20 protein-coding genes are annotated in these 26,512 nt (G+C 70.3%); 7 read left to right on the top strand and 13 right to left on the bottom strand.

The features are described 5' to 3' along the window. Positions 1-83: 83 nt before the first annotated feature. Together OG207_RS21105 and OG207_RS21100 are read right to left on the bottom strand one after the other, a co-directional pair. Positions 84-518 (bottom strand): hypothetical protein, encoded by a 435-nt coding sequence (locus tag OG207_RS21105; protein WP_329100040.1) that lies wholly within the window; start codon positions 516-518, stop codon positions 84-86. After that, entirely contained in the window at positions 515-6,361 is a 5,847-nt protein-coding gene (locus tag OG207_RS21100) for an FG-GAP-like repeat-containing protein (protein WP_329100039.1), read from the bottom strand. Before OG207_RS21100 ends, OG207_RS21105 begins: the two co-directional genes overlap by 4 nt. A gap of 575 nt (positions 6,362-6,936) precedes the next feature. Between OG207_RS21100 and OG207_RS21095 the strand changes: the two genes are divergently transcribed. Beyond that, entirely contained in the window at positions 6,937-7,371 is a 435-nt protein-coding gene (locus OG207_RS21095; protein ID WP_329100038.1) for a hypothetical protein, read from the top strand. 166 nt (positions 7,372-7,537) lie between these two features. Continuing rightward, the gene (locus tag OG207_RS21090; RefSeq protein ID WP_329100037.1) at positions 7,538-8,125 is read left to right on the top strand and encodes a TetR/AcrR family transcriptional regulator; all 588 of its coding nucleotides are present in this window, start codon (positions 7,538-7,540) and stop codon (positions 8,123-8,125) included. A gap of 116 nt (positions 8,126-8,241) precedes the next feature. Here the strand turns inward: OG207_RS21090 and OG207_RS21085 are convergent, their stop codons facing one another. Together OG207_RS21085 and OG207_RS21080 are read right to left on the bottom strand one after the other, a co-directional pair. Continuing rightward, on the bottom strand, positions 8,242-9,195 hold the full coding sequence (locus OG207_RS21085; RefSeq protein ID WP_329100034.1) for a hypothetical protein: 954 nt from the start codon (positions 9,193-9,195) through the stop codon (positions 8,242-8,244). Continuing rightward, entirely contained in the window at positions 9,180-9,596 is a 417-nt protein-coding gene (locus OG207_RS21080) for a hypothetical protein (protein ID WP_329100033.1), read from the bottom strand. The genes OG207_RS21085 and OG207_RS21080 overlap by 16 nt, the downstream gene beginning before the upstream one ends. 246 nt (positions 9,597-9,842) lie before the next feature. Here OG207_RS21080 and OG207_RS21075 point away from each other — a divergent pair, with 246 nt between their 5' ends. From OG207_RS21075 to OG207_RS21060, 4 genes are all read left to right on the top strand, one after another. Beyond that, positions 9,843-10,334, top strand: coding sequence for a hypothetical protein (locus OG207_RS21075; protein ID WP_329100032.1), 492 nt, complete (start codon positions 9,843-9,845; stop codon positions 10,332-10,334). A 34-nt stretch (positions 10,335-10,368) separates the two neighbouring features. After that, entirely contained in the window at positions 10,369-11,853 is a 1,485-nt protein-coding gene (locus tag OG207_RS21070; protein ID WP_329100031.1) for a peptidoglycan-binding protein, read from the top strand. 62 nt (positions 11,854-11,915) lie between these two features. Then, a complete protein-coding gene (locus OG207_RS21065; RefSeq protein ID WP_329107763.1) occupies positions 11,916-12,605 on the top strand; it encodes an ABC transporter ATP-binding protein in 690 nt (229 codons plus the stop codon). Further along, on the top strand, positions 12,602-13,843 hold the full coding sequence (locus tag OG207_RS21060) for an ABC transporter permease (protein WP_329100030.1): 1,242 nt from the start codon (positions 12,602-12,604) through the stop codon (positions 13,841-13,843). Before OG207_RS21065 ends, OG207_RS21060 begins: the two co-directional genes overlap by 4 nt. A 131-nt stretch (positions 13,844-13,974) precedes the next feature. Here the strand turns inward: OG207_RS21060 and OG207_RS21055 are convergent, their stop codons facing one another. The 9 genes from OG207_RS21055 to OG207_RS21015 all read right to left on the bottom strand — a co-directional run bounded on the left by OG207_RS21055 (position 13,975) and on the right by OG207_RS21015 (position 24,742). Continuing rightward, the gene (locus OG207_RS21055; protein ID WP_329100029.1) at positions 13,975-14,481 is read right to left on the bottom strand and encodes a TetR/AcrR family transcriptional regulator; all 507 of its coding nucleotides are present in this window, start codon (positions 14,479-14,481) and stop codon (positions 13,975-13,977) included. A gap of 65 nt (positions 14,482-14,546) precedes the next feature. Continuing rightward, entirely contained in the window at positions 14,547-15,791 is a 1,245-nt protein-coding gene (locus OG207_RS21050; RefSeq protein ID WP_329100028.1) for an MFS transporter, read from the bottom strand. Continuing rightward, positions 15,788-17,053: a JmjC domain-containing protein gene (locus OG207_RS21045; protein WP_329100027.1), complete on the bottom strand. Its 1,266-nt coding sequence runs from the start codon at positions 17,051-17,053 to the stop codon at positions 15,788-15,790. Before OG207_RS21045 ends, OG207_RS21050 begins: the two co-directional genes overlap by 4 nt. A gap of 75 nt (positions 17,054-17,128) precedes the next feature. Further along, complete coding sequence (locus OG207_RS21040; RefSeq protein ID WP_329100026.1) at positions 17,129-18,340, bottom strand: cupin domain-containing protein; 1,212 nt, start codon at positions 18,338-18,340, stop codon at positions 17,129-17,131. Continuing rightward, positions 18,337-19,434 carry a SagB/ThcOx family dehydrogenase gene (locus OG207_RS21035; protein WP_329100025.1) on the bottom strand — a complete coding sequence of 366 codons (1,098 nt, stop codon included), beginning with the start codon at positions 19,432-19,434 and terminating at the stop codon, positions 18,337-18,339. The genes OG207_RS21040 and OG207_RS21035 overlap by 4 nt, the downstream gene beginning before the upstream one ends. Positions 19,435-20,114: 680 nt before the next feature. Next, positions 20,115-21,464: an MFS transporter gene (locus OG207_RS21030; RefSeq protein ID WP_329100024.1), complete on the bottom strand. Its 1,350-nt coding sequence runs from the start codon at positions 21,462-21,464 to the stop codon at positions 20,115-20,117. Continuing rightward, positions 21,461-22,666, bottom strand: a complete 1,206-nt coding sequence (locus OG207_RS21025) for a cytochrome P450 (RefSeq protein ID WP_329100023.1) — start codon at positions 22,664-22,666, stop codon at positions 21,461-21,463. The genes OG207_RS21030 and OG207_RS21025 overlap by 4 nt, the downstream gene beginning before the upstream one ends. Before the next feature lie 130 nt (positions 22,667-22,796). Continuing rightward, positions 22,797-24,335, bottom strand: a complete 1,539-nt coding sequence (locus OG207_RS21020; protein WP_329100021.1) for an MFS transporter — start codon at positions 24,333-24,335, stop codon at positions 22,797-22,799. Then, positions 24,332-24,742: a DUF3291 domain-containing protein gene (locus OG207_RS21015; RefSeq protein WP_329100020.1), complete on the bottom strand. Its 411-nt coding sequence runs from the start codon at positions 24,740-24,742 to the stop codon at positions 24,332-24,334. The genes OG207_RS21020 and OG207_RS21015 overlap by 4 nt, the downstream gene beginning before the upstream one ends. Before the next feature lie 465 nt (positions 24,743-25,207). On the opposite strand from OG207_RS21015, the gene OG207_RS21010 reads away from it, so the two are divergent. Continuing rightward, a complete protein-coding gene (locus OG207_RS21010; protein WP_329100019.1) occupies positions 25,208-26,509 on the top strand; it encodes an NAD(P)/FAD-dependent oxidoreductase in 1,302 nt (433 codons plus the stop codon). Positions 26,510-26,512 lie beyond the last annotated feature (3 nt).

Raw genomic sequence — 26,512 nt, 5'->3', positions numbered from 1 at the left:
TGACCTGGGGCTTCGTCATGGAGTGGATCACGGGGCTCGAACCGTGGAGCGGTGCCGGCCCCGTGCCGGGCGGTACGGCGGGATCAGCCGTGTTCGGAGGTGTAGAGGGAGTCCCTTCGTGCGGGGTCTTCGAGCACGTTGACGATGAACAGGCCGATGTCGAAGTCTTCGGGCTCGGCGAAGGGCGTGGGGTCCTCGGCAGGGTCGATCAGGGTCGCAGGAGCCGCGTACACGACGGACGTGCTGCCGATGGTGAGCCGGCAGCGGCCTCCGAGCCGTTCGTGTCGCGCCTCTGGGCTGCTCCCCAGTCCGATTTCCTGATCGCCGATGCGGAGGTGCAGGGTCGCTCCGTGCCGGTAGAACACCACCGGTACGTCACCCAAGGTGCCGTAGTGGCCCGTTGGGTCCGGCGCGCCGGGTGGTGTCGGTTCGTCCCTGCCGTGGACCTCCAGTGATCCCGTGGCCGGTTCAAAACCGGCCCACTCGCCGTAGCGGTCGAACGACCGGATGATCATCATTCCGTCCTCTTTTCGAGACCGAGGTCCTTCCCGCCGGTGCGGGTCGCGCTCTCGATGATCTGCTCCCAGGTCTTGCCGTTCGCCCTGAGCCAATCGATCGACGGACCGAGCTTGTCACCGTACTTCCCGAGGTTGCGCTCGTAGATCTCATTCCGCTTGGGCTCCGGGGTGAGGTCCTTGTACTTGACGCCGATGTCCCGGCGGGCCTTGTGCAAGGTGCGGGCGATCACCTCGGGCGAGGCGCCCGCGGCCCGCATCTCCGCGGCCTGCCGGGTCAATCCCTCCACCTCGTCGATGTAGGCCTGGCGCAGCGGAGGCAGCGGGGGGCGCGCCGCGCCCTCGGACCGGAGGATGCTCGTTTCCGACTCGGCGACGCTCCGGCGCCACCCCGTCAGACCGCCCAGGCCGGTGACGGCCAGCTGCTGGGCGAGTTCGTCGCCCGCGTGACTGTAGACGTCGGCCAGCTCCTCGCAGCCTTGGTCGCGGAACATCTCGGCGGCCCGGTAGAGGCGGTAGGCCGGGCGGACGGGAAGGTACTTGTCGACGAACGCGCCACTGCCGCCGTTCTGGCCCCTGAGCGCGTGGTAGATGTCCGCGACGAACTGGAAGGGCAGCTTGGCGCCCTCCACCAGTCCGTCGCCGATGATGCTCGCGGCCTGGCCGAAGGAGTGGACCTTGCCGTCGTCGGGGTCGTCCGGGGTGAGGCCGGTCGGGTCGGTGAAGCGGGTGGGTGAGTTGTCGGCGTACGCGTACGCCGAGATGTACGGCCTGCCGGCCGGAAGCGCTGCGGGATCGGTTCCGGTGAGCCGTCCGGTGGTGGGGTCGTAGTTGCGGGCCCTCAGGTAGTAGCCGGCCGCGCTGGTGCTGGGCTCGGTGTAGGCGCCGGTGTAGGTGAAGGGGTTGGCGGGCGGAGCGGCAGCCACATCGGTCCTGGTGGCTTCACCGAATGCCGTGTAGCCGTAGCGGATCCGTGCGGCTCCGCTCGTGTCGGTCACGTCGGTGACGGAACCGAGCTGGTCGTGGTGCAGGAAGTAGCCGCGGCCACCGGTGGTTTCGCTCTGGATCTGGCCCAAGGGGTTGTACTGGTACTCGGCGGTCCGGGAACCGGCGGCGTCGTACTCGGCCCCGATGACGGGCAGGGCTGCGTTGACGTCCCAGGCGGAGGTGCGCAGGACCGTGCTGCCCTTGGAGGCCTTGGTGCGGTTGCCGTCGGCGTCGTAGGCGAACGTGTAGCTGTCCGCGCCGACGGTGACCGAGGTGAGCTGGTTCTTCGCGTCGTAGCCGAAGGTGTTGGCGCCGTCCGAGGTCTGGTTCCCGTCGGCGTCGTAGGTGAAGCCGCGGTGGGTGGAGCCCGTGGCGGCGGCGGTCAGCTGGTCCGCGGCGTCGTACGTGTAGGTGGTGGTGGCACCGGCCCTGGTCTGGGTCTTGCGGTTGCCGACGGAGTCGTAGGTGTAGGTGGTGGCGGCTGCCGTGTCCGGGCAACTCGCCGCCTGCGTGGTCGAGGTGCAGTCGGTGAGGAGCCTGCCGGCGCTGTCGTAGCCGTAGTACTGGTAGCTCGCCGGCTGGCCGGCACGGGTCGCTGCCACGCGGGTGGTCCGGCCGGCGTCGTCGCGCGTGAGCTGCCATTCGGCGAGGACGGCGGCGGCCTTGCTGTTGCTGATGGCGGACAGTCGGCCCGCGTTGTCGTAGGCCCGGCTTTCGACGTGACCGTTGCCCGTCGGCAAGGTGGTGCTCGTGAGCCTGCCGTCGGGGTCGTAGCCGTAGGTGATGGCGCCCGCGGAGCCGGACTGGCTGGTGCGCCGTCCGTCCGCGTCATAGCCGTAGCTGACCTTGGCACCGCCGGCCGGGCCCGTCGCGACGGCGTTGCCGGTCAGGTTGCCCTTGCCGTCGCCGCTCCACTTGCGCAGCTGGTTGCTGGTGTCCGGGGCGACGACGCCCTGGTTGGCGGAGGACCCGAAGCGGCCCACGGCCGGTGTCCCGTACGCGGTCCAGTCGTCCGGCTGGACGACGTGGTTGCCGAAGCCGCCGGTGCCGTTGCCCGGGTAGAAGCGCAGTTTGTGGTTGGCGGTGTCGACGGCGAGGAAGTCCGGCTTGCCGTCGTTGTCGAACTCGCCGGGTACGAGCTGCATCGCGCCCCAGCCCGCGCCGAGGTCGGTACGGTCACCGAGCTTGCCCGCGCCGTCGCCGGGATAGAGGTACAGGTGCCCGTCGGACGGGTTGACGGCGAGGAGATCGAGCTTTCCGTCCCCGTTGAATTCGATGGGGACGACCCGGTAGGTCTTCCAGCCTGTTCCGACGGTCGTGCGGGCCGCGAAGCCTCCCGTGCCGTTGCCCGGGTAGAGGTACATGGTGTTGGCGGTGGAGCTGACGGCGAGGAAGTCCTGCTTGCCGTCCTTGTTGAAGTCGCCCGGGGTGAGGGTCATCGGTCCCCAGCCGGCTCCGAGGTCGACGGCTGCGGCGAAGCCGCCCTTGCCGTCGCCGTCGTAGCGCAGGAGATGACCCGTTGCCTTGTCGATGGCCAGCAGGTCGAGCTTGCCGTCCCCGGTGTACTCGAGCGTGAGGACCTGCTGGAAGCCGGTGCCCGATCCGCTGACCGCGGGTCCGGTCGTGAAGGTGCCGTCCGAACGTCCGAGGAAGGTGCGGATGCCGTTGGTGGCATCGGTGCGGATGACGTCCGTGTAGCCGTCGCCGTCGAGGTCTCCGGAGGCGGTCTGGGTGGCGCCGCTCCAGTCCAGCGGCTGGGGAGCGCTGTAGTCGATGGTCCGCGAGGTCAAGTGACCGGCGGCGTCGTAGGCGTACTTGTACGAACCCTTGCCCGCACTCGGAGTGACTCCGGTCAGCCGGCCGGCGGCGTCGAAGCCCAGGGTTCGCGTGCCGGTGGCATCAGTGACCGTCTTCCGACGTCCGAGGGCGTCGTACGTGGCCGTCACCTGGGGCGTGGTGTCGCTGTAGTTGACCGCGGTCGTCAGGCCGCGGGCGTCGAAGGTGGCGGTGGCGGTGACCCCGCGGGCATTGGTGACCTTGGTCCGGTTGCCGTCGGCGTCATAACCGTAGGTGTCCTTGCGGCCGAGCGGGTCGGCGACGGACGTCGGGCGGCCGGTGTCGTCGTAGCCGTAGGTGGTGGTGTGGTCGTTCGGATCCTTGCGCGTGGCCAGGTCGCCGGCCGCGTTGTAGGTGTAGCTGGTCACGGCGGCGTCGGGTCCGGTCACCTTCGTGATCCGGCCGAGCTCGTCGTAGTCGGACCTGGTGGTCCTGCCCAGTTCGTCCGTGGTCGCCACCACTCGGTTGGTGGCGTCGTAGGAGGTGCTGGTCGCCTTGCCGAGGGGGTTGGTGACCTTGGTCAGGTTGCCGGCCGGGTCGTAGGCGTACGTGGTCGAGAACTTCGCCGGGTCCGCACCCGCGACGTTGCCCCGGGGCTCGACCTGCGTGGCCATGCGCCCGTCGGCGTCGTAGGTGGTGGTGGTCTTGAAGCCCAGTGGTGTCGTCAGGCTGGTCCGGTTCCCGTCCGGGTCGTAGCCGAAGGAGGTGACCTTGCCCAGCGGATCGGTGGAGGACGCGGGGAGACCGGAGTCGGTGTAGGTGTAGCTGGTGACCTTTCCGAGTGGATCGGTGCTCGTCAGGACGTTGTCGTTGCCGTCGTAGGTCGTCTTGGTGATCTGGCCGAGGGCGTTGGTGACGGAGACGGGTCGGTTGAGCGCGTCGTAGGCGGTGGTCGTCACGGCGCCCGACGGGTCGGTCACCGTGGTCTGGTTGCCGTTCTCGTCGTAGCCGTAGGTGGTGGTGAAGGCCGCGGCGTTGGCGCCGGACAGGTTGCCGCGCGGCGAGACCGTGCTGAGCAGCCGGTTCGACTTGTCGTAGGTGTGGGTGGTCTTGTTGCCCAGGGCGTCCGTGGAGGAGGCCAGGTTGCCGTTGGCGTCGTAGCCGCGCGTCGTGACCTTGCCCGCCGGGCTCGTGGTCTTGGTGAGACGTCCGGCCGTGTCGTAGGCGTAGGCGGTGGTCCGGCCCGCAGGGTCCTTCACCGAGGTGAGCCGGCCCGCGTTGTCGTAGCCGTACGTGGTGGTGTGGCCGAGCGGGTCCGTCGTGGAGCTGAGCAGACCGCGCTGGTCGTAGGCGTAGCCGGTGGTGAACGCGTTCGGGTCGGCGCCGGAGACGTTGCCCCGCGGGTCGGTCATCGCGGTGACCCGCCCGGCGGCGTCGTAACGGAACGTCGTCTTCTCGGACGCTGCCGTGGTGACCGAGGTGCGGTTGCCGTCCGTGTCGTAGGCGTACGTGGTGGCCTTGCCGCGCGGGGTCGTGACGCCCGCGAGCGCGCCCACGGCCGTGTACGCGTAGACGACCTTCCCACCGGACGGGTCGGTGCTCGATGCGACGCGGTTGGCGGCGTCGTAGGTGTACGTCGAGGTCTTGCCCCGGCTGTCGGTGTGTCGGGAGATGTTCCCGGCCGCGTCGTAGGCCCAGCTTTCCGTGAGCCCCACCGAGGTCGGGGACTTCCGCGTGGCCATGCGGCCGGCGGCGTCGTAGGTCATCTCCGTGGTGTTGCCGCGCGCGTCGGTGATGGACACCGGGTGCAGGTACCGGTCGTAGCTGTAGGAGACCTTCTTGCCGTACGGGTCGACGCTCTCCATCAGCACGTTGCCGGAGTACACGTCGGTCCAGATGCCACCGTTGGGGTCGGTGGTGTGGGACTCCCGCTTGTTGTCCCAGGTGAACTTCGTGGTCTTGCCCGAGCTGTCGGTTTGGGAGATGACCCGGCCGGCCGCGTCGTAGGTGTTCGACACCTTCCCGCCGCCGCGGCCGGTGGCCGTGGCCACCCGCTTGTTGGCGTCGTAGGTGTAGCTGGCGGCCTTGCCGGCCTGGTCGGTCGCCGAGGTCAGCAGGCCGTCGGTGTAGCCGTAGGAGAGGGACGTCCCGTCGGGCAGCGTGACCTTGGTCAGCAGGCCCGCCGCGTCGAGCGTGAAGGAGACGTTCCGGCCCGCCGCGTCCTTGACCGACGAGAGCTTGCCCGAGGAGTACGTGAGGGTGAGGCCCTGGCCGCTGCGGTCGACGATGGACGTGAGCTGGCCCGAGGCACTGTACGTGTGCCGCGTGTGGTCCGAGGCGGTGACCGTGTACGTCGCGCCCGTCTTGGCCAGCGTGAGGGTGGAGGCCGCAGGGGTGGTGTAGGCCCCGCCCGGCTGCTCCTTGAAGACCACCTGCGCGCCGTCGGCCGAATGAAGTGTCGCGCTGCTGCCGGCGGCGATCGTCAGTTTGGAGTCGAAGGGCGTCGACCAGCCGCGTCCCAAGAGCCCGGCGGTGGTCGAGTCGGACCGGTAGTTGCGGTCCAGGGAGAACGGCGTCCCGGAGCCCGGCAGCGTTGCGTCGGTGTTCCGGTCGTAGAACATGCCGGTCGCCGTGTTGACCGGGTCCGCCCGGTAGCTCTGCCCGTAGCAGGTGCACAGACCTGCCTGCGTGCCGGGAATGTCAGGGGTGTAGAAGGCTTGGACGAGCGGCGAGGTCGTCCCCCCGGGGCTCGCCGATCCGTCGGAACCCATGAGGAAGATCCAGGCGTAGTACTTCTTGCCGTCCTGGAGATGCCCGTTGAGCAGGCTGGAACTCCACCAGAAGCACTGGTCAACGGGGTAGGGGTTGGACGACCACCAGCCGTAGCACCACGCGCCGCTGTCCACCCACTTGCCGGTCGGGTCGTCGGTCGAGCGCTTGATCTCCTGCTGGAGGACCGGGTTCTTCTGCTCGTCCATGACGTAGAGCCACAGGCCCGAGACGGACGAGGCCGGGACCGAGGAGAACTTCGTCTGTCCGCCGATGGTCAGCATGCCGGGGTAGGCGGTCGCGTACGCCGACACCCAGTCAGGATTCGGCACCCCTGCTGCCGCTTGCCCGGACGGACCGCTCCGTTCTCCGGCGGGTTTGCTGGCGGGGCCGGTCTTCGGCGGGGCACTCGGCTTCTGCGCCGGAGCTGCGGGGAGCGTCGGCGGCTTCGGCTGTACGAAGCCGCGCATCGGTGAATGGTCCCCCCGGGACCGGTCCATCTCCTTCCGGCGCTCCGCCAAGGACATGGCCTTGGGCTGCTTCGGTAAGTCCTTGGCGAACCGCGTCGCCGCCCAATCCGGCGGCTGCGCGGCCCGAGCCGCTGGTCGTGCCCACGCTGCATCGGTGACCCCGGCCGTAGCCAGGAGCGCCGATGCCAGGACGAAGACGACTCCGCGACGTGCGGATCTGAACATGGCTCACCCTCCTCTAGTAAAGAAGAAGATCGTCTGCCACCGCGAGCGAATATCGAACAAAGGGCCGAATCTATGGCCGATAATCGATCTACGTGCCGGCTGCCTTCCAGGAGGCGTGGGAGGGGGGCGCGCTCGGACCAACGTGGCCTTTTGGGCGGGTGGTTGGGGGCGTGTCCCCGGAACGGGAAGGACGAATGACTGCGATCGAGCGCCTGTGGGAAGGCCTTCAGCTGCCCATCAAGGACGCACTGCACCATGCCGACGGACGCTCCTGCGGCGTCGCCCTCGACCCCGAAGCGCCGAGGGGTTTCACGGTGCTCGCCCCCTTCGACCTCGACGACGTGCTGGAAGGCGATCCGTCGTGGGTGTCTTCGGTCGATGGGCTCGCCGCGGTGGACCTGGGAGGGGAGGGGCTGCTGTGGGGCGGTGAGGGGGCGCACGGGTCGGAGGGGTTCATTGCGCGCTTGACCGTTGACCGCGCGCTCATCTGGGCGATGTTCTTCGAGGAATCCAATCCGTTCGATCGGATTCGACGGTCAGGGAGCGTGGCTACCGTCAGCTCGACCGCGGGATTCGAGATCACGCTCGACATCGACGACCCGTGGGCCCCGACCTTTGGGCTCGGATAGGGCCGAAAGCCGGTGGGGTTCCTTCGGCGGGGAGCCCGCGTGTCCACGGGGCGCGTGACGGCGGTCCCCGGGTCTGCCATGATGAGCAAAGCGGAACATTGTTCCGCTAAGAACGATACGGAACGTAGTTCCACTTTGCAAGGCCCGTCGTGGAAGGAGTGCCGCAGTGGGTGACAGTGGCCGGCAGGAGAGTGCGGCAGGACCCCAGCGCAAGGACGTCCGGCGCAACCAGCAGACCTTGCTGGACGCGGCCGCGGCGGTCTTCGTCGCCTCGGGCGTGGAAGCGCCCGTACGCGACATCGCGGCGAAGGCGGGCGTCGGCGTGGCCACGCTCTACCGGCACTTCCCCACCCGGGCGGACCTCGTCATCGCCGTCTACCGCCACCAGGTCGACGCCTGCGCCGAAGCGGGCCCGGCCCTGCTGGCGGCCGGCCCCACACCGCACGCCGCACTCGAACGGTGGGTCGACCTCTTCGTCGACTTCCTGGTCACCAAGCACGGCCTCGCCGCTGCGATGCAGGCGGACAACGCCGGCTTCGAGGCGCTGCACGCCCACTTCCTCGACCGGCTCGTCCCCGTGTGCACGCAACTGCTCGAGGCGGCCGCCGCCGCGGGCGAGATCCGTACCGGCCTCACCGCGTACCAGCTCATGCGCGGCATCGGGAACCTCTGCATCGGGGCCGAGAGCGACCCCCGCTACGACGCCCGCCAACTGGTCGCGATCCTCGTCGCAGGGCTGCGCGGGCCGCAGTAACCGCTGGGCCGGACCGGCCGGCGCTTCCGCCGTCGTCCGCTGATCCGGGTGCAGGCAACGAAGGAGGCCCAGGTCGCCGACCTGGGTCTCCCTCCACCGCGAACGCCCGGCGCGACTCAGTGCGTCAGTGAAGCAGCCAGCTGCAGACGGGACTCCAGCTGCTCCTTGACCAGTGCCAGCGTCTCCACGTGCTTCTCGGCCAGCTGTCGCTGGTAGGCCGTCGTCACCGCGTAGTGCACTCCCACGAGGTTGACCTCCTGCTTGCACTGCACGTCAGCCTTGGCGGCGGCGACCGCCTTGGGGCCGGAGAGCTCGGTCCCGGCGATACCCAGCTCCTTGGTCGCCTGCATGGGATCCGTGGCCCGGTACCCGACCTTCGACATGCATTCCGACCAGCGCTTGTTGCCCGCGCGGACCCGGGAGTCCTCGCGCGTCTTCGATTCGGCCTCGCCCTTGAGGTTGAACACGAAGAGGATGTCCACCTCGTTCGCCTTGCGCGCGTAGAGCTTGAGGAAGGACTCGCGGACGCAGCCGCCCACGGGCACCGGCTTCCCGTTGAACTTCACGCTGCTTCCGCCGGACTTCTGCGCCTCGTCCAGATTCTTGGGCAAGTCGGCCGGGTTCAGGTCGTTCGATCCGTTGAGGGCCAGCGTCTCCGCCTCGGTCAGCGCACTCCCCGGGTTCGGCTGCTCCGGGGCGTTGGCCATCCCGGGATTCATGTATCCGTACTGGGCCGCCGTGTCCGGGTCCGACAGACCGAAGACACGGGCGTTCGACTTGTTGGCGGAGGGGATGCGCTGCTCGGGGGCCCGGTACGTGAAGCCGAGCTGCGCCATGCACTGGCTGGTGAGCGTGGACTGTGCCCGCGTCAGCGTGTCGCTCTGCTCGGGAGTGGCCTCGTAGGCGTCCAGCGGAAAGCTGATGCCCACGGTCTTGAGCATGGCGGGAGTGGAGCTCACCGGCGGTTCCGTGTTTCCGGCGGTGCCGTCCGTGCCCGTGGCGGAGCAGCCCGCCAGAGCGAGGACGGCACCGACGGCGGCCACGTGGCGCCGGATCAGAAGATGATCCACGAGGCCGAGGAGATCTTGTTCTTGTAGGTGTCGGAGGCGTTGCCGCTGTAACCGGCGGGGATCGAGCCGCGCGTGCCCTCCTGGTAGTGGTCGGTCCAGACGTACCAGGTGGAGCTGGAGCGGCTCCAGTACGACGCCGTGTTGTCGTTCGTCTTCTGGCCCGAGCCCGAGCAGCCGCCCACGAACGTGTGGCCGGCGAAGTCGCCCAGGGAAGAGCCGAGGTCGAAGACGCAGCCGCCCTGCCCCGAGTTGTAGTACAGGCCGAACTCCATGGACTCCAGGTTGCCGTTGTACTGGGTCCAGGCCGATGCCGGTGCGGCGGTGCTCAGCGCGAGCCCGCTGATCGCGGCTGCCGACACCGCGAGTGTCGCGACGCGCCTCTTGGTCTTTTTGATGTCCATGTTCCGCCCCCTGGTTGCGAGTTGATGGTCAAGATCACTCGAAAGCAGCCGCAGTAGAGCATGGCCATAACTCGACTGTCTACTTGTTTTGAGGAGCTAGACGTAGCCGATCCGATCGAATTACTCTTCGATCATTCGGCCCGGAAGGCTCCGGCAGACTCATGCCTGCTCCGCCTCCGGCGGTTCCGCCGGGCGAGGCTGGGGCACCCGTGCCCGCTCACCCCGTTCACGTTCATCGGAGTCTCCATGCTCGTTCGTCCGGCCGTGCCCGGATTCGTGGCGGCGGCGCTGCTCGCCTCCGCCCTGGTCACCGGTTGTTCGGGAGGTTCCGGCCAGGCGTCGGACACGAAGTCCCCGCCGCCGAGCGCCCAGGAGCAGGCCTACTACCGGTGCCTCGAAGCGAACGGCGTCACTCTGGAGAAGCGCGACGACGGGCAGCTCCGGGTGGACAAGGACAAGTACGACGCCGCTGTCGAGACCAAGGCGCAGGCGAAGTGCGCCGATCTGCTTCCCGGCCGGGAAGCGGCCGCTCCGGCACCGGCCGACGCCGTGGCCAAGGCGAAGAAGTTCAGCGCCTGCGTGCGCGAGAACGGCTTCCCCAACTACCCGGACCCCGACCCGAAGACGGCCGTGGTCGAGTTGACCGCCGAGGAGCAGCCGACGTACGCGACGGCCACGTTCCAGCTCGCCGCTCGGAAGTGCTCCTCGGACGCGAGCGGCGGCGCGGTCGGCGGCTGAGCCGCGTACGCCTGTCATACGAAGAAGGGCACGGATGGCGCAGGACAGTGGCACCACGACGGATGCGGCTCAGTCGAACCTTCTGGAACCGGCGGTGCCCGAAGCGGGTTCGAGCGGCGTATCGGGCCGGCGCCGATGGCTGCTAGCCGTTGCCGCGGGTGCGGTACTCACGACCCTCGGGGGCCTGGGGGCGGCGCTGCTGGTGAAGTCGCCCGCGCAGGTCGCCGCGGAAGCCGCGGCGCCCCGGCCGGACGTGCTGACCGCGCCCGTGGAGAACCGGGTGCTCACGTCATCGGTCATCACCCGCGGCCAAGTGGTCGCGGGCCAGACGGTCGAGGTGATTCCCCAGGTGACCGCCGGCGAGGGCGCCGCGCGCCCGGTGATCACCAAGACGGGGGTGCGGCCGGGGGACACGGTGCGGGCCGGACAGGTCCTGATGGAGGTGTCCGGGCGACCCGTGTTCGCCCTGGAGGGCGGCCTGCCCGTCTACCGTGACCTGAGCCCCGGCGCCACGGGCGACGACATCAAGCAGTTGCAGAACGCGCTGCGGGCACTCGGTCACTCGTCGGCGCCCGACGCCGCCGGCAGCTTCGGTTCCGGTACGAAGGCCGCACTCAATTCCTTCTACAAGGCGGCGGGCTACAACCCGATATCCGCGAACGGTGCCGAAGGCGACCCGGTCGCGGAGGCCCGCAGCCAGGTCACCGCCGCCCAACGCGCTCTGGAGGACGCCCAGGGCGCGCGGACGCAGGGTGCCAAGCCGGGCTCCGGGGCGACCACCGCCGGCCCGGCCGGCGGTGACGACGGCAAGGCCGTGCGCAGGGCGCAGGAGGACCTGGCCGCGGCACAGAAGAAGCTCGCCGCCGCCGAGACGGTCGCCGGGCCGAAGCTGCCCGCGGCCGAGGTGGTGTTCCTGCAGAGCTTCCCGGCCCGGGTGGACTCGGTGGCCGCGAAGGTCGGTGGCGAGGCGACCGGCACCGCGATGACGCTGTCCGCCGGCAAGCTCCTGGTGCAGGCGTACGTCCCCGAGTACCAGAAGGACCTCATACGGCCGGGACGCGCGGCCGAGATCTACTCCGAGGTGACCGGTACGTCCGCGAAGGGCGAGGTCACGCTCGTCTCGGACAAGCGTTCCACTGCCGGTTCGTCGACCGGACAGGCGAAGGGCGGGGCGGGTGTGCCCGCTGCGGGCGGGCAGGGGGCGACGGGCTGGCTCGTGGAGATCACTCCCAGCACGCCGTTGAAGGCCGACCTGACCGGCCAGGACGTACGCGTCACGGTCACCGCGGCGTCGACGGACGGCAAGGCGCTCGTCGTGCCGATCACGGCGATCAGCTCCGGAGCCGACGGCCGGACCACCGTGACCGTGCTCGAAGCGAGCGGCGAGCGGCGTCGGGTGGAGATACGGACGGGTACGGCGGGGGACGGGTTTGTGGCCGTGACACCCGTGGCGGACGGTTCGTTGACCGGAGGCGACCGGGTGATCACCGGAGTGCCGCGGGAGAAGGCTTCCCCGTGACCGCGACCGCGGCCGCCGAGGCCGACGGGGCCGCAGCCGCCGACGGGGCGACGGCCGAGCCGGTGATCGAGTTCCGCGGGATCGGACTGACCTATCCCGGACCGCCTCCCGTGACCGCTCTCAGAGCCTGTGACCTGACCGTCGAGCAGGGCGAGTTCGTGGCCGTCGTCGGCCCGTCGGGGTCGGGGAAGTCCACGTTCCTCAACATCGTCGGGCTCCTGGACGCCCCCACTGGCGGAACGTACCTCCTGGACGGCATAGACACCGGCACCCTCCGGGACGCCGACCGCACTGCGCTGCGCGGACTGCGCATCGGGTTCGTGTTCCAGTCCTTCCACCTGCTGCCCCAGCGCAGCGCGTTGGAGAACGTGACGCTCGCCCTGGTCTACGACGGCACACCCCGGCGGGAGCGGCGCGCCCGTGCCCTGCACGCACTGGAGCAGGTCGGTCTCGGCCACCGCGTCGACTCACTGCCCACGAGGCTGTCCGGCGGGGAGCGGCAGCGGGTGGCCATCGCACGGGCGCTGGTGACCCGGCCGTCCCTGCTGCTGTGCGACGAACCGACCGGAAACCTCGACACGGCGAACGCCGACTCCGTACTCGCCCTGTTGGAAAGGCTGCACGCGGACGGCATGACCGTGCTGGTGATCACCCACGATCCGCTCGTCGCGGCCCGCGCCAAGCGCACCGTGACGATTCGAGACGGAGTGCTGAGCGTCTCGGACCCGGTCGCTTCCGAGGTGGCCACATGAGGCGCGCGCGGCGTACGAACCCCATCCGGCCTTCCGTGTTCGCCTGGCACGACGTGCTCTCCGAGTCCCTCGCCGGAATGCTCCAGCGGCCCGGTCGCTCCGCTCTGACCGCCCTCGGTACGGTCCTCGGCGTGGGCACCTTCGTGGCGATCCTCGGACTGACCGCCACCACCTCCTCACAGATCGACACCCGGTTCAACGCCCTCAGCGCGACCGAGGTGACCATCGAGGACATCGGCCACGAACAGAGCGAGTTCGCCGGGCTCGCCTTCCCGACGGACGCCGACGCACGGATCGAGCGGCTCAACGGGGTCGAGCACGCAGGGGTGTTCTGGCCGGTGAGGCTGGAGGCGGAGGAGGCGGTGCGCTCCTCCGCCGTCGTCGGGGGCGGCGGAGCCCAGAACACCACGGACGTCGTGGCCGCCTCGCCCGGGGTGCTCGCCGCGGCGGGCGCCCGCCTGGCGGAGGGAAGGCTCTACGACGCCTACGCCTCCGATCAAGCGGCGCCGGTGGCCGTCATCGGGACGGGAGTTGCCGACCGGCTCGGCATCACCACACTGGAGACCAACCCGGCGATCTTCATCGGCAACCGGCCGTTCACCGTCATCGGCATCGTCGCCGGCACGGAGCGGAAGGCCGACCTGCTGCTGTCGGTCGTCGTACCGCGCAGCACGGCGGAACGCATCTGGGGCACGCCCACCTCCGGCGGAGCGAAGATGCTGGTCACGACCAGTCTCGGGGCGGCTCCGCAGATCGGGCACGAGGCCCCGACGGCGCTCCGCCCCGATCACCCGGAGTACTTCAAGGTCATTCCGCCACCGGACCCCAAGACGCTGCGGGGCCAGGTCGGCGACGACCTGAACCGGCTGTTCCTCCTCCTGGCGGCCATCTGCCTCGTGATCGGCGCCGTCGGCATCGCGAACACCACCCTGGTCGCCGTACTGGAGCGCACGGGGGAAATCGGTCTGCGCCGGGCGCTGGGCGCACGCGGACGCCACATCACGGTGCAGTTCCTCGCGGAGTCCGGCGCACTCGGCGCGCTGGGCGGCCTCGTCGGCACCTCCCTGGGCGTCCTGACCGTGGTGGTGGTCGCCGTGGTCCGCGACTGGACCCCGGTGGTCCACCCGGCGACGGCGGCAGCGGCACCGGCCATCGGACTGGCGACGGGCCTCGTCGCGGGCCTCTACCCCGCATGGCGCGCGGCGCGCATCCAGCCGGCGGAAGCCCTCCGCCGCTGATGCCCGCCGCACCGCGGCGGCTCCGCGCCCCGGCCGGGACGACGGGGATCGAACCCGCGCCACACGCTCGGGAACCACTCGGTGCTCGGCGTGCGCACTGCATCTGACCTGCGAAGGCTGCCGCGGGACGATCAGCGGGGCGCCGCGCTCCGGACCGCCGCTCCGAGCGCCACTTGCGTGTTGATCAGCATGGCGCTGCCGAAGAACGCGTCGAGCTCCTCCCGCGTGGCCCCGGAACGGCTGTGGACCAGCTCCCACAGATCGAACCAGCGCTGACGCAGGCCCTCCGCGAATGCGGACTGCTCCGGTGAGGCGGCGACGACGTAGGCCTGCATCTGCATGAGCAGCACGTCACGTTCCTCGAGCAGTCCCGCGTAGGCATCGGCCATCGCCGCCAACGCCTCGACACCGTACGAGCCTTTGGCCGCCTGTACGAGGACCTCCGCGACGCGACGGAAGCACCGGTCCGTGGCAGCGGTGAAGAGCACCTGCTTGGTCGGGAACAACCGGAAGACATAGGGCTGTGAGACACCGCCCCGCCGGGCGATCGACTCCGTCGACGTGCCGTGGTAGCCACCTCTGGCGAACTCCACCACCGCCGCCCGGACGAGGATCTCGCGTCGCTCGTCCGCACTCATCCGCACGGCCGGTCGCTTCCAGCGTCGACGGGGCCCTCCCGGACGGTGGGCCCCTTCGCCGGATGTCACGACCGGTCGCCGAGGCGGGCCACTCCCGGGACCGCGAGGCACAACAGGCTCGACGCCACGACCAGGACGCCGCCGCCGATCAGGGTGGCGCGGGCGCCGAAGGCGCCGACGAACGGGCCGACCAGGAGGTAGCCGAGGGGGAGCAGGGCGTAGGCGCTGAGCTGGTCCAGGGCGAACACCTTGCCCAGGACGTCGCCGGGGAAGGCCCGTTGCAGCGCGGACACCCAGTACACGAAGTACAGTTCCACGACGAAACCGCCCAGCGCGAAGCAGGCGATGACCCCTGCCAGGGGGAACGGGCCCGCCAGCGAGAGCGGGACCAGGGCGTACCCGGTGAGCACCAGCATGGCCACCGTGCCGGGGGCCTTCGGACGCCAGCGGCCCGCCACGACGATCGCCGGGAGCGCGCCGACGGCCATCGAGGCCAGGACCACGCCGTAGGCGACGTCGCCGCCGAAGTGCTCGCGGGCCACCACCGGCAGCAGGGTCAGCGCCGTCGCGGACCCGGCGAACAGGTGCAGGCAGACGGTGAACATCACGGCCATCGACCAGGGCCTGCGGCGCACCTCCCGCAGCCCGTGGGCCGCGTCCTTGAGCACCGAACGGCGCTCGCTGCCGGAGGAAGGCGCCTCTTCCGGCACGTTCAGCACGGTCAGCGCGCCCAGCGCGAAGACCAGGCCGGCGAGGACCAGCGCCGTACGCACACCCACGAGGGCCACCAGTGCGACACCGAGCAGCGCGCCCAGCACGGCCGAACTGCGGTGAGCGCCGGCGACCAGGGCGTTGCCGCGCTCCAGCAGCCCGTCGGGCAGCAGCGAGGGGATGAGGGAGCGGGCGGCCGGGCGGGACATCGCCTCTCCCCCGCCCATCAGCATGGTCAGTACGGGCAGCGCGGCGATCGGCAGCCATGTGAGCAGGGCGGCCGCGGTGAGGATCAGTACGGCGCGGAACAGATCGGCGGCGAAGAGGATCCGGGTGCGTCGCATCCGGTCGGCGAGCACACCACCCGCGAGCAGGCACAGGACCAGCGACACCGCGCGGCCGCCGAGCACCAGGCCGACCTCGCCGGCGCCGCCGCCCGAGTTGAGTACGTACAGGCTCAGCGCCACCGGCAGCAGCTGGTCGCCGACGGCACCGCTGGCTTGGCCCAGCCACACCCGCAGGAACCGCGGATGCGCGCGCAGGGTCTCGGGGACGGGGCCGGCCCGGCCGGCCTGGCCCGGTACGAACTCGGTGCTCATGCGGCGGCCTCGTCGTCGCGGTCGCCGTCACCGTCGTGATCGCGGTCCTGAGCGCGCTCGCGGGGGCCGACCGGTGCCACGAGCCCGATGCTGACCAGCGCCTGCGAGACCTCCGTGGCGTCCTGGACGCCGAGCGCCTTGACCAGTGCCCCGAAGTCGAGGTCCGGGCCGCGGCGCAAGGAGCGGAGTGCGGGCGCGACCGCCTTCGGCAGGCGGGCCGAGTGGGTGCCCGTCGTCAGCAGCGCGGTGCCGTCCTTCTCCTCCGTCACCCGGAACACCGCCCCGTCGCGCAGTCGGTAGGGGGCGGCCGCCGCGGACCCGGGCAGCACGGAGACCGGTTCGGGGACGACGGACTTGAAGGCGGCCTTGCGCACGGCCCAGAGGACGTCGGCGGGGTCGGCCGTCTTCGCGGACGCGGCCAGCCGCTCCGCCGCCTCGGCGAGCACGGTGCGCGCCAGCTCCGCGTCGTCCTCCAGGGCGTCGAGCGAGACGGTTCCGCGCAGCCAGGCATCGTCGCCGACGGCCTGGCTGACCAGCTCGGTCAGCAGGTCGTGGCGGGTGACCGGGGGGATGGCGATCGTCAGGTGCATGGAGAGGTCCTCCTGCGTGCGGGGCGAGTGGAAGGTGCCGCGGGGGAAGTACAGCGAGTCGCCCTCGCGCAGCACCAGTTCGGCCAGCGGCTCGCTTTCGGCGCGCAGTTCGTTCCGGCGGCGGTCCGTGGAGTCGAACCAGGCGTGCCGCGGCAGGGGGTCGGTGAACGGCTGGGTGCGCAGCTCCCACCGCTTGTTGCCGGTGATCTGCAGGACGAGGACGTCCTCGATGTCGTAGTGCAGGTCCACGCCCTGTGAGTGCGGAGGGGTGACGAAGGCGTTGATGCGTACGGGGTGGCCGAGTTCGGCGGACAGCTCGTGGGCGAAGCGGCGCAGCGGAGGGTGGATGCGCTGCAGGGAACGGATGATGAGGGTGTGCCCCGACGCGAGCGCGGAGCGCACGGTGTCCGTCGACACGAACGGCGCGGCGCCCGGTGTGTCGCCCTCCTCGGCTACGGCGCCCCGGGTGACGGGCGCTTCGACGTTGTCGCGCAGCAGCCGGATCGAGGAGGTGCGCAGGCCCGCGGCGAGTACGTCGTCCAGGGCCTCGGGCGAGAAGAGGTCGGCGAAGCCGCCGGGCAGTTCGGCCGCCGTGCTGTGCAGGTGCCGACGGCCGAATATCCGGTCGCGGAAGGTGTCGGCGGATGTGGAGATGCAGCGTCCCAGGGCCATGGTCCGCTCCCTTCGGTTGTCGGATCGCCAGTTGCCGGACGGGCGTGCAGAGGGGGGGCGTGCAGAGGTGCGGGGTCAGGGTGCGAGGCGCAGGGCGCCGCGCACCAGGAGCTGGCTCAGCGGGCCGCTGCCCACGGCGTGCGGATCGTCGGTGGTGAAGTCGCCGGAGCGGACGGTGCCGCCGCCGGCGAGCCGCTCCAGGACCTCGCGGGCGGTGGCCGGGAACTGGGCGCGGAAGCGCCCGAAGTCGGCCTCCAGCGCTCCGCCCTCGTCGTCGCGCAGCCGGATCCGGCCGGCCGCCGTGTAGCGGGCGCCGGGTGTGGCCAGGGCCTCGAGACCGTGCAGCACGGCGGCGAGCGCGGTGCCCCCCTCGCCCGTGCCGACGGTGGCGGGCGGGGCGGGTACGGCGGGCAGCCGGTCGAGTGCGCCGGACGCGAGCTCGCGCACCAGGGCGCCGATCTCCTCGGCCGGGTCGAGCGTGTTCAGGTCGCGGTCCTGCCCGGCCTCGCGCAGCGCGGAGAGCACGGTGTCGGCGGTGAGCGCGCCGAGCGTGGGCCGCCGGGCGGCGAGGGAGAGGTGCAGGGAATGGCCGCCGGTGGACTCGGCGTGGTGCGGGGTGCCGCGCGGCACGTACATGACGTCGCCGGGGTTGAGCAGCGGGGTGAGCGCGACCGGGCCGAGGGCGGACGGTGACAGGGCGCCCGGTGTGAGGGGCACCGGCCGCAGCTGCTCGTGGACGGTCCACTGCTTGCTGCCGGAGAGCTGGAGGACGAAGACGTCCTCGTCGTCGATGTGCGGGGCCAGGCCCTTGCGGTCGGGCGGCGTGAGGAACGCGACGGCGTCCACGGGGCAGGCCAGGGCGGCCGCGAGCCGGCCGCAGAGCGCCCGTACGGAGGGGACGAGCAGTTCCACGGCGTCGAGGACGAGGGTCGAGCCGAGACTGAAGTGGCTGAGCACCTTCTCCGGGACGATCGCATCGGTCACGGTGCCGTGCCCGATGTGGCGGATGCCGGTGTACTGGCTCTCGGCGACCGCCTGTCCGTCGCGCACCAGGCGGACGTGGGGCAGCCGCAGGGCCCGGGTGGTGAGCAGATCGGCGATGTCGGCGAGGGCGAGGAGGCCGGCGAAGGCGTCGGCGGACGCGGCGGGCCGCAGCAGGGGGGTCCTGGTCCAGTGCGCGCGCAGGAACGTCTCGGGGTCGCCCACGAGCGAGGCGAGCCCGTCGGCGTCGGCCGCGGCGGGGGCGTGTGCGGCCTTGACGGCGTCGTCGGCGGTCGTGATCGTCATCGGACTTCCTGGGGCGGGGGGAAGGCGAAGTCGGCGGGGACCAGCGGCCCGGGGCCGTCCGGGATGCCGGCGGAGAGCAGGTACACGGCGAACTCCTCGGCGGGATCCACCCCGAGGAAGCGCTCCACCTCGTCGTCGGCGAAGGCGACGGTCTGGAACGGGCCGAGGCCCAGCGCGGTGGCGGCCAGGGCGAAGGTCTGGCCGTAGTGGCCGGCGTCGTACATCCACAGCCGGTAGGCGCGGGGATGACGGTACTTCCAGGCGAGCCGGTTGGCGACGGCCGTGGTGAAGATCGTGAACGCCCCCTCGTAGGAGGGTTCTTGGTGGTACGTGAGTTCCGCGACCCGCTCCCGGGGCGCGTCCGGGTCCAGCAGTTCCAGGGCGTGGCGGGCGGCCGAGTAGTGGTAGAGGCCCGGCTGGACACCCTCGACGTCGTAGACCACGACGTACGCCTCGACCTCGTGGCGGCCGCCGGCGGAGGAGCTGACCCGGCACTGCTGGGCGCCGAACGGGCCGCCGTGGATGAACCGGTGCGGCGCGAAGCTGTGGAACAGCAGGGTCCCGAGCTGGTCCAGGGAGACCGGGGCGCCGGTGAACTTGCGGTGCGTACGCCGGGTGGCGAAGACGTCCTCGACCGGGACGTCCAGACGCAGCGGTCGCCGCGGCAGCATCACGACCGGGTTCCCCGGATACTCCTTGAAGATGTCCGGGGCGCCGCCCTCGGTCAGGATTTCCTCGACGAGCTCGACCCGCTGGGGTGAATGGACCAGGTAGTTGGCGTTGCGCGCCTCGTCGTGGAAGCGCTCGGTGACGGGGCCCCAGCGCTCCCACAGCTCGGGCAGCGGCGGAGCGCCCTCGTTCGGGACCAGGACGCCGAGGCCGGTGAGGGTCTCCACGGCCTGCCGCACCCGGGCGCGCTCCTCGACGGGATACCGCTCGGCGAGCTCCTCCGCGTCGGCCCCCGCGCCGGCCTTGGCCAGGAGGTCGAGCAGATCGGGAGTGACCTCGATCCAGCGGCGCTGCCCGGGAATTCCCATGCGCAGTCCGTCTTTTTGCCAGCTGCAGACCAGGTGTTCCCGGCGGCGGACCTTCATGGTCGAGTCTCCTCATCCGTTTCCTGGGCGCAGTGCGGGGGATTACGTTGGAAGGTGCAAAGTCGCTTGGTGGCGCGAGCACGCCCGACTGCGAGACACGGCCCGTCTCGCAGCCGAGCGCTTCATGCTTCGGGCCCCTCGTTCATGCGGGCCCTTTCTCAGCTACTTGCTCGGGTGGTGGGCCACAACTTCGCGGTCCTCGATGATGACGATGTCCATTCCGTTCACCTCCCTTCGGAGCTTTCGGGATCGGATCACCTCGTCAGAGGCTCGGGTGGTGGGCCACAACTTCGCGGTCCTCGATGATGACGATGTCCATTCCGTTCACCTCCCTTCGGAGCTTTCAGGATCGGATCACCTCGTCAGAGGCTCGGGTGGTGGGCCACGACCTCGCGGTCCTCGATGATGACGATGTCCATATCTCTACACCTCCCTCGATCTCCCGGGTAATTGCGGCGGGATTTCCGCGCTGAATCAATGACATCATTCCGAGGGTGGCGCGTAAAGCCTTTCCGGGAACGTTCTGCGGGGCATCGGAATTCCTGAATTCCGATAGGGGAATCCGATTCCTCACTTCTTTTGGTTTGTCGTGGACAAACGGCGAAATCCGGCTGTGAGACGTGGCGCGTCTCACAGCCGGATCGATTTCGGTCAGGGCCCTGCCCGGGTGGCGAGGGCCCTTATTCGCTCATGGCGGCCGGCGCGGGGGCCGGGATGACGGGGGACGGGGTCGCACGGAGAGCCGAACGGGCCAGGGTGAGGGCGACGACGGCACCCACCGACCCGGCCGCGCAGACGACCAGGCCGGGGGCGAAGACCGTACCGGCGGCCCCGAAGAGGGCGATGCCGACGCCTTGGACGGTCATCAGGCCGCTGCTCTGCACGGTGAACAGCCGTCCGCGGTAGGCGGGTTCGGTGGCCGCGAGGATCAGCGGGTCGATGCCCTGGTTGAAGGCGAAGCCGGCACCGGACAGGGCGAGCAGCAGTGCGGCGGCGGGGACGGAAGGAGAGGCCGCGAAGAAGACGAGCGGCAACTGGCTGAGGATCACCAGCGGCACGACGAGACGCCGGCGGGTGGCCGGTGACAGCCGGGCCACGGTGATCTCGCCGGCGACCGTGCCGACCGCGTAGCCGGTGAACAGCGCGCCGGCCGCCGTGGCGGCAGCGCCGGTCTGGACGGTGTAGGCGACGGCCAGCCCGTCGCCCACCGAGGAGAAGGCGGGCACCGCCCAGGACAGCAGGAGCAGCCGGCGCAGCCGCGCGGTGCGCAACAGGTACCGCAGGCCGCTCAGCGACTCCCGCAGCACGGAGGGTTCGGCTGCCGCTCCCTCCTGTCCGGCCGCCGAATTGGCGGGGGTGGCGGGGGTGCCCAGTCTCAGCAGTGCGGCCGAGACCAGGAAGCTGGCGGCGTTGGCGACGAGCACCCAGCGCGGTCCGACCAGGGCGATGAGGACGCCGCCGACCGCGAACCCGGACACCACCGCGGTCTGGCTGATGGTGCGCAGCAGCGACCGGCCCACGGGGAACAAGTCGCCGTCCAGCAGCTGGGCCAGACTCGCGGCTCGCGCTCCCTGGAAGACGGGAGCGATGAGACCGGTGACGACGAGCAGACCGAGAAGGGCGGGTACGGGCATTCCGGGGATCGTCATCGCCGCGACGCAGCCGGCGCAGATCAGGTCGGAGGAGACCAGCAGGGGGCGGGCGGGCAGGCGGTCGGCGACGGAGGACAGCAGCGTGCCGCCGACGGCGTACGGCAGGAAGGTGCAGACGAACACCAGCGCGGAGAGCAGGGCGGACCCGGTGCGCTGGAAGACCAGGACGGACAGGGCGACCTCGGCGGCGATGGTCCCCAGCATGGAGATCGCGTGCGCGAGGTACACGGCGCGCATCGCGGGCAGGCGCAGGACGGCCGAGACTCCGGTGGGGAGGGGCTGGTCGGACCCGCTGCCGCGGGTCCGACCAGTAGCCTTAAGCCCTGCTCGCTTCGTTTCAGTGGGCGTGACGCATGATGTCTTCACCTCTTTTCTCATCGGTGGGCAACTTCCCCTTCTTCCTGCGGGCTCCGCCCTGTCGGGCGGTCTTCCGCGGAAAAAGAAACCTTGAACTCGTAGAAGCCGTGTTCCGTCACATTGGGCCTCGGAACGGGCTCGCCCAGGAGTCGGGCGTGCGGATAGCGCCGGCCGATGGTGGCGAACACTTCCCTGGCGACGCTCACGGCGACGGGTGCGCCCAGGCAGGTGTGCGGGCCCCGGCCGAATCCGAGATGCCGGTTGGGACTCCTGTCGAGAAGGAGCTCGCCCGGACTGGCGAACGCACGGGGGTCCCGGTTGGCGGCGGGGAGGAACATCGACACCACCTGCCCCCTGCGGATGAGCTGGCCCCCGAGAGCCGTGTCGTTCACACAGGCGCGGCTCTCGACGTGCACCGGGCCCGCGAACCTGACGAGTTCGTTGACGGCGGCGTCGGTGCCGGCCCGCGGGCGTCGCTCGGCCGGAATGCGGAGCAGCGTGAGCAGGCCGGTGGCGAGGAAACGATTGGCGGTCTGGAAACCGGCCTGGAGGACGACGCGCAACGAGTTCAGCAGGACGTCGTGCTCGATGCCCTCCCGCTTCCCGCTGTGCGCCACGTGGCTCACGAACCCGTCCGCGGGCGGCGACTCCAACCACCGGCCGACCAGTGCCGACAGCTCGGCCCGAGCCGCCACGCCGGGCTCGTAGCACTCCGGCCGGAGGCTGAAGTCCATACCGTCCACGATGGTGTTCGAGAGCGGGACGAACCAGGCCGGGTCGGGCTGGGGGATCCCGAGCAGCGCCGAAATGACCCGCAGCGTGAGCGGCTCGGCCAGCTCCGATACGAAGTCGAAACCGGGCCGGTGTTCCACCGCGGCGAGCAGCTCCTCGAGGCCCGACCGGAGCGCGTCCTCGAGGGCGTAGGGGCTGACGGCCTTGAACCCCTCGTGCATCAACTGCCGGATCTGGGTGTGCTCCGGCGGGTCCAGCGTCTGCAGGCTGAGCAGCGAGGCGGGCGTCTCCACGTCGATGCGACGCCAGTCCTGGCAGAAGTTCTCGATGTCTCGGAATACCCGGAAAGACTCGTCGTAGCCGGTGATGAGCCACGCCTCGATTTCAGAATCCCAGATGACCGGACCCTGTCGATTCCACTCCCGATATATCGGGTGCGGGTCCATGAGGGCGCTCGGGTCGAGGAGACTCAGAACACTGGGCGCCGTCATGATTCCTCCCTTTCCTTTCCGTCGACTTCTGAATTAATGCTCGCGTGGCAGTGCCGGCTCGTCAATTGCTTTCCAACGGTATTCTCGAGTCCTCGAATTCACTGAACCCGGGATCTGGATTCTCGATGGGCTAAGCGTCCTTTTTCGTCCGCGTGAGGAAGGCCAGGGACAGTGCCGCCGCCAGCGCGGACACGCCCGCCACCACCCACATGCCGGTGTGGATGCCCGCGTTGAACGAGGCGTTGACGGCCTCCGTCACCGCTTCCGTGGAACGGCCGCTGCCGTTGCCGCCGCTCCGCGCCACCTCGACGACCGTCGACGCGACCTCCGGGGGCACGTGCGCCGCGTCGAGCCTGTCCGGGAGCACGCCGATGAAGCGCACGGCGAGCACCGAGCCCAGCACCGAGGTGGCGAGCACCGAGCCGACCTGCCGGAAGGCGGTGACCGCGTTGGAGGCCGAGCCCATCTGCGCGGGCTCGACGACCGCGAACGCGGCGGCCGTCGACGGCGCGACCACGAGGCCGCTGCCCAGACCCAGCAGGGTCAGGCCCAGGGCCGTGATCCCGTACGCGCTGTCGGGCTGCTGCGCGACCAGGGCGACCGCGGCCGCACCCGTGACCAGGGAACCGGCGGCCAGCAGCCGGCCCGGCCCCACCTTCGCCGCGATCCGCTGCGCCACCAGGGTGGACAGCACGAACGAAACCATCGCGGGCAGCAGTTTCAGGCCCGTGGCCATCGGCTCGGTGCCCTGGACCCGCTGGAGGAACAGCACTTCGAGGAAGACGATGCCGACGAAGGTGAAGAGCGCGCTCGCCGCCACCACCAGAGTGGCCGAGACCCGCAGCGAGCCCATCATGCGTACGTCCAGCATCGGCACGGGGGCCCGCCGCTCCACCAGTACCAGCCCCGTCAGGGCGGCCACCGCGACCGCCAGCGAGACCACGACCACCGGGTCGTCGTACCCCAGCCGGCCGCCGACGGCGATCCCGTACACGAGCGTGCCCAGACCGACGACGGACAGGAACTGGCCACCCAGGTCGAGCGCCCGGTCCGGAACCTTGGTCTCCTTCACCGCGTATAGCGCCATGGCCACCGTCACCACGGCGACCGGCGTGTTCACCAGGTACACGGCCGGCCAGTCGAAGCGGTCGAGCAGCGCACCGCCGAGCAGCGGTCCGACCGCGAGGCCGACGCCGGACATGGACACCCAGATCGTGATGTAGCGCAGCATCCGCGGCAGATCGACGAAGAAGGTCGTGGTGATGATGGCCAGCGACGTCGGCAGCACCAGCGCGCCGCCGACCCCGCTGATCGCCCGCCCGACCAGCACCTGCGGAAACCCGCTCGCGGTCGCCACCACCAGCGAGCCCGCGGCGAGCGCCACCACACCGGTGACGAACACCCGCCGCCTGCCGAACCGTTCGCCGAGCGCACCGCCCGAGAGCACACAGGCCGCCACGACCAGGGTGTACGTGCTCGACACCCAGCTCAGGTCGGCCGGCGCGACCTGCATGTCCAGCTGCAGGGCGCGCAGCGTCGAGATCGCGGCCGTGACCTCGATGAAGGACATGAACAGACCCAGGCAGGCGACGGCCAGCACCATCGTCCCGTGGGGAATGACCGGCTTTGCGGGCGCGTCGGCCGCAGTCTGTCCCGTCACGGCGCTCACCGGCCCTCCTCCTTGCTCTTCAGCCGTGCCACCGCGTCGTCCCAGCCGGCGGGCAGGCTGTCGTGGTCGGCCGGATAGAAGACGAACACCGAACGGTCCATCACCTTCCGCAGCCGGGAAACGATCCGGGCGTGCGGGTCCGAGCGCGAGAACGTGTCGAGGGCCTCCTGGCCGCTCCACGCGGACAGGGTCCAGAAGGTCTTCTTCAGCGGCTCCGCCCGCAGCGAGGCACCGATCACCCCGGGCGCCGACCGCACCTGCTTCCACACCACCAGCGACAGCAGGAAGAACCGGGGAACGTGGAGCAGCGAGGTGACCTGGAGCTTGGAAGCCATGACCACGGCTTGGCCGGAGTCGGCGGTCGCATCCTTGGCGGCGGCCCCGGGCATCCAGGGAATGGTGGGCATGGAGCTCTCTCCTCTACTACGGCATGGAACGCGGGATCACGGGATCAGGGCACAAGTACCAGCCTCAGAGAAGAGCCCGTCGTGTGGTTCTTCCGGACAGCCGCGGAGGATGAACTTCGGCTCGCACGAAGAGTTGGCTCGATCCCGTCCGGTACGCGGGGACGTTCGGATCCGGACACCGCACTTCCCCGCCATCGGCCTTTCCGATGGCGACCCGCGCATCCGCGATGCGCCGATTGACCCCCGTCAGGCCGCCGCCCTACGTTTCGAGCCGTGCCGGCCCGCCATCGCCGCCGCCGCCGTCACCACCCACACCGCTGTTGTCGCACTCCGCCGTAACCGTCGTCGCCGCGGGAGACACACGCGACGTTCCGCCCCCAGAGGTCTCACTCCTCTGCGCTCCAGCCGCCGTCGCGCAAGGCGACCGGTTCCACGATCAACGCTCGAGCCGAAGGGCTGCCTGCCATGACCACCCGTGTCGCTGTCGTCGGTGCCGGCATATCCGGACTGTCCGCCGCCCACCACCTGCCAGACGACGTCGAAGTCACCGTGTACGAGAAGGACGACCGGCCCGGCGGCCACGCGCTGACCGTCGAGGTCGAGGAGGAGGACGGCCGCACGATCGGCATCGACACCGCCTTCGTGGTGTTCAACTCCCGTACGTATCCCCAGATCACCGCCTTCTTCGAGGAGCTCGGCGCTCCCGCCCTGGACCACACGGGCGGCTTCGACTTCTTTGACCTCGACCGTGGCCTCGACTACGGAACGTCCGAGTTCGAACTCTCCGAGGAGGAGATCGCGCAGCGCTATCCGGCCGATTTCCTCACCCTGTGGCGGGACGCCGAGCGCTTCCACCGCGAGGCGCCGCGCGACTTCCTGCGCAAGCGCACCGACATGGCGCTCGGCGAGTACCTGCGGCGCGGTGGCTACTCCGACGCCTTCAAGTACGGCTACGTGGTGCTGCTCGCCACCGCCGTCTGGTCGGTGCCCGCCGAACTCATCTGGGAGATGCCCGCCACCACCGTCATCGCCTTCTTCATGTCGCACGACCCGGGTGGTCTCGGGGGACGCACCGTCGCCTGGAAGACCGTCGCCGGCGGCAGCATCGAGTACGTGCGCCGGGTCGTCGCGGGCATCAACGGCAAGGTGCGCACCTCCAGCCCGGTCACCCGGGTCCGCGAAGAGGCGGACGGCGTGGTCATCGGCACGGCCGACGGCGAGGAGCGCTACGACTACGCGGTGCTGGCCTCGCACGCCGACCAGACCCTCGCGATGCTCGAAGCGCCCAACGCGCTCCAGGCCGACATCCTGGGCAAGGTCCGCTACAGCTCCACCAGCGCCGTCCTGCACACCGACCCGGCCGCCATGCCGCCCCGCCGCGAGCGCTGGCAGAGCTGGAACTACGGACTCAAGACGGTCGACGGGCGCACCCGCACCTGGGTCGCGTACTACATGAACTCGCTTCAGGGCTTCACCGCCCGCAAGGACTACTTCGTCACGCTCGACTCCCCGATCGTCCCGCGCGACGAACTCGTCATCCGCGAACTGCCGTTCACCCACCCGATCATCAATCTGGACGTGCGCACCATGCAGCGCACCATCTACGCGGTCAACGACACCGGCCGGATCAAGCTCGCCGGCTCGTACTTCCACTCGCCGAAGATCGGCCACGACCTGATCGGCTCCCACGAGGCCGGATTCGTCTCCGGACTGAAGGCCGCCGAGTCCATCGCCCGTGACATCAATCCCCGCGACATCAAGAAGTGAATC

Source organism: Streptomyces sp. NBC_01439 (genome assembly GCF_036227605.1).
In the GTDB taxonomy this organism is placed as follows: Bacteria; Actinomycetota; Actinomycetes; order Streptomycetales; family Streptomycetaceae; genus Streptomyces.
The sequence above is the reverse complement of the archived record's forward strand: the minus strand, read 5'-3'. Positions and strand labels throughout refer to the sequence as shown.

Coding starts and splice junctions, on each gene's coding strand:
- OG207_RS21080 (WP_329100033.1), bottom strand. CDS start 9,596: ATGGACATCAAAAAGACCAAGAGGCGCGTCGCGACACTCGCGGTGTCG.
- OG207_RS21025 (WP_329100023.1), bottom strand. CDS start 22,666: ATGACGGCGCCCAGTGTTCTGAGTCTCCTCGACCCGAGCGCCCTCATG.
- OG207_RS21045 (WP_329100027.1), bottom strand. CDS start 17,053: ATGGCCCTGGGACGCTGCATCTCCACATCCGCCGACACCTTCCGCGAC.
- OG207_RS21010 (WP_329100019.1), top strand. CDS start 25,208: ATGACCACCCGTGTCGCTGTCGTCGGTGCCGGCATATCCGGACTGTCC.
- OG207_RS21035 (WP_329100025.1), bottom strand. CDS start 19,434: ATGAAGGTCCGCCGCCGGGAACACCTGGTCTGCAGCTGGCAAAAAGAC.
- OG207_RS21105 (WP_329100040.1), bottom strand. CDS start 518: ATGATGATCATCCGGTCGTTCGACCGCTACGGCGAGTGGGCCGGTTTT.
- OG207_RS21030 (WP_329100024.1), bottom strand. CDS start 21,464: ATGAGAAAAGAGGTGAAGACATCATGCGTCACGCCCACTGAAACGAAG.
- OG207_RS21055 (WP_329100029.1), bottom strand. CDS start 14,481: ATGAGTGCGGACGAGCGACGCGAGATCCTCGTCCGGGCGGCGGTGGTG.
- OG207_RS21095 (WP_329100038.1), top strand. CDS start 6,937: ATGACTGCGATCGAGCGCCTGTGGGAAGGCCTTCAGCTGCCCATCAAG.
- OG207_RS21050 (WP_329100028.1), bottom strand. CDS start 15,791: ATGAGCACCGAGTTCGTACCGGGCCAGGCCGGCCGGGCCGGCCCCGTC.
- OG207_RS21060 (WP_329100030.1), top strand. CDS start 12,602: ATGAGGCGCGCGCGGCGTACGAACCCCATCCGGCCTTCCGTGTTCGCC.
- OG207_RS21040 (WP_329100026.1), bottom strand. CDS start 18,340: ATGACGATCACGACCGCCGACGACGCCGTCAAGGCCGCACACGCCCCC.
- OG207_RS21015 (WP_329100020.1), bottom strand. CDS start 24,742: ATGCCCACCATTCCCTGGATGCCCGGGGCCGCCGCCAAGGATGCGACC.
- OG207_RS21075 (WP_329100032.1), top strand. CDS start 9,843: ATGCTCGTTCGTCCGGCCGTGCCCGGATTCGTGGCGGCGGCGCTGCTC.
- OG207_RS21070 (WP_329100031.1), top strand. CDS start 10,369: ATGGCGCAGGACAGTGGCACCACGACGGATGCGGCTCAGTCGAACCTT.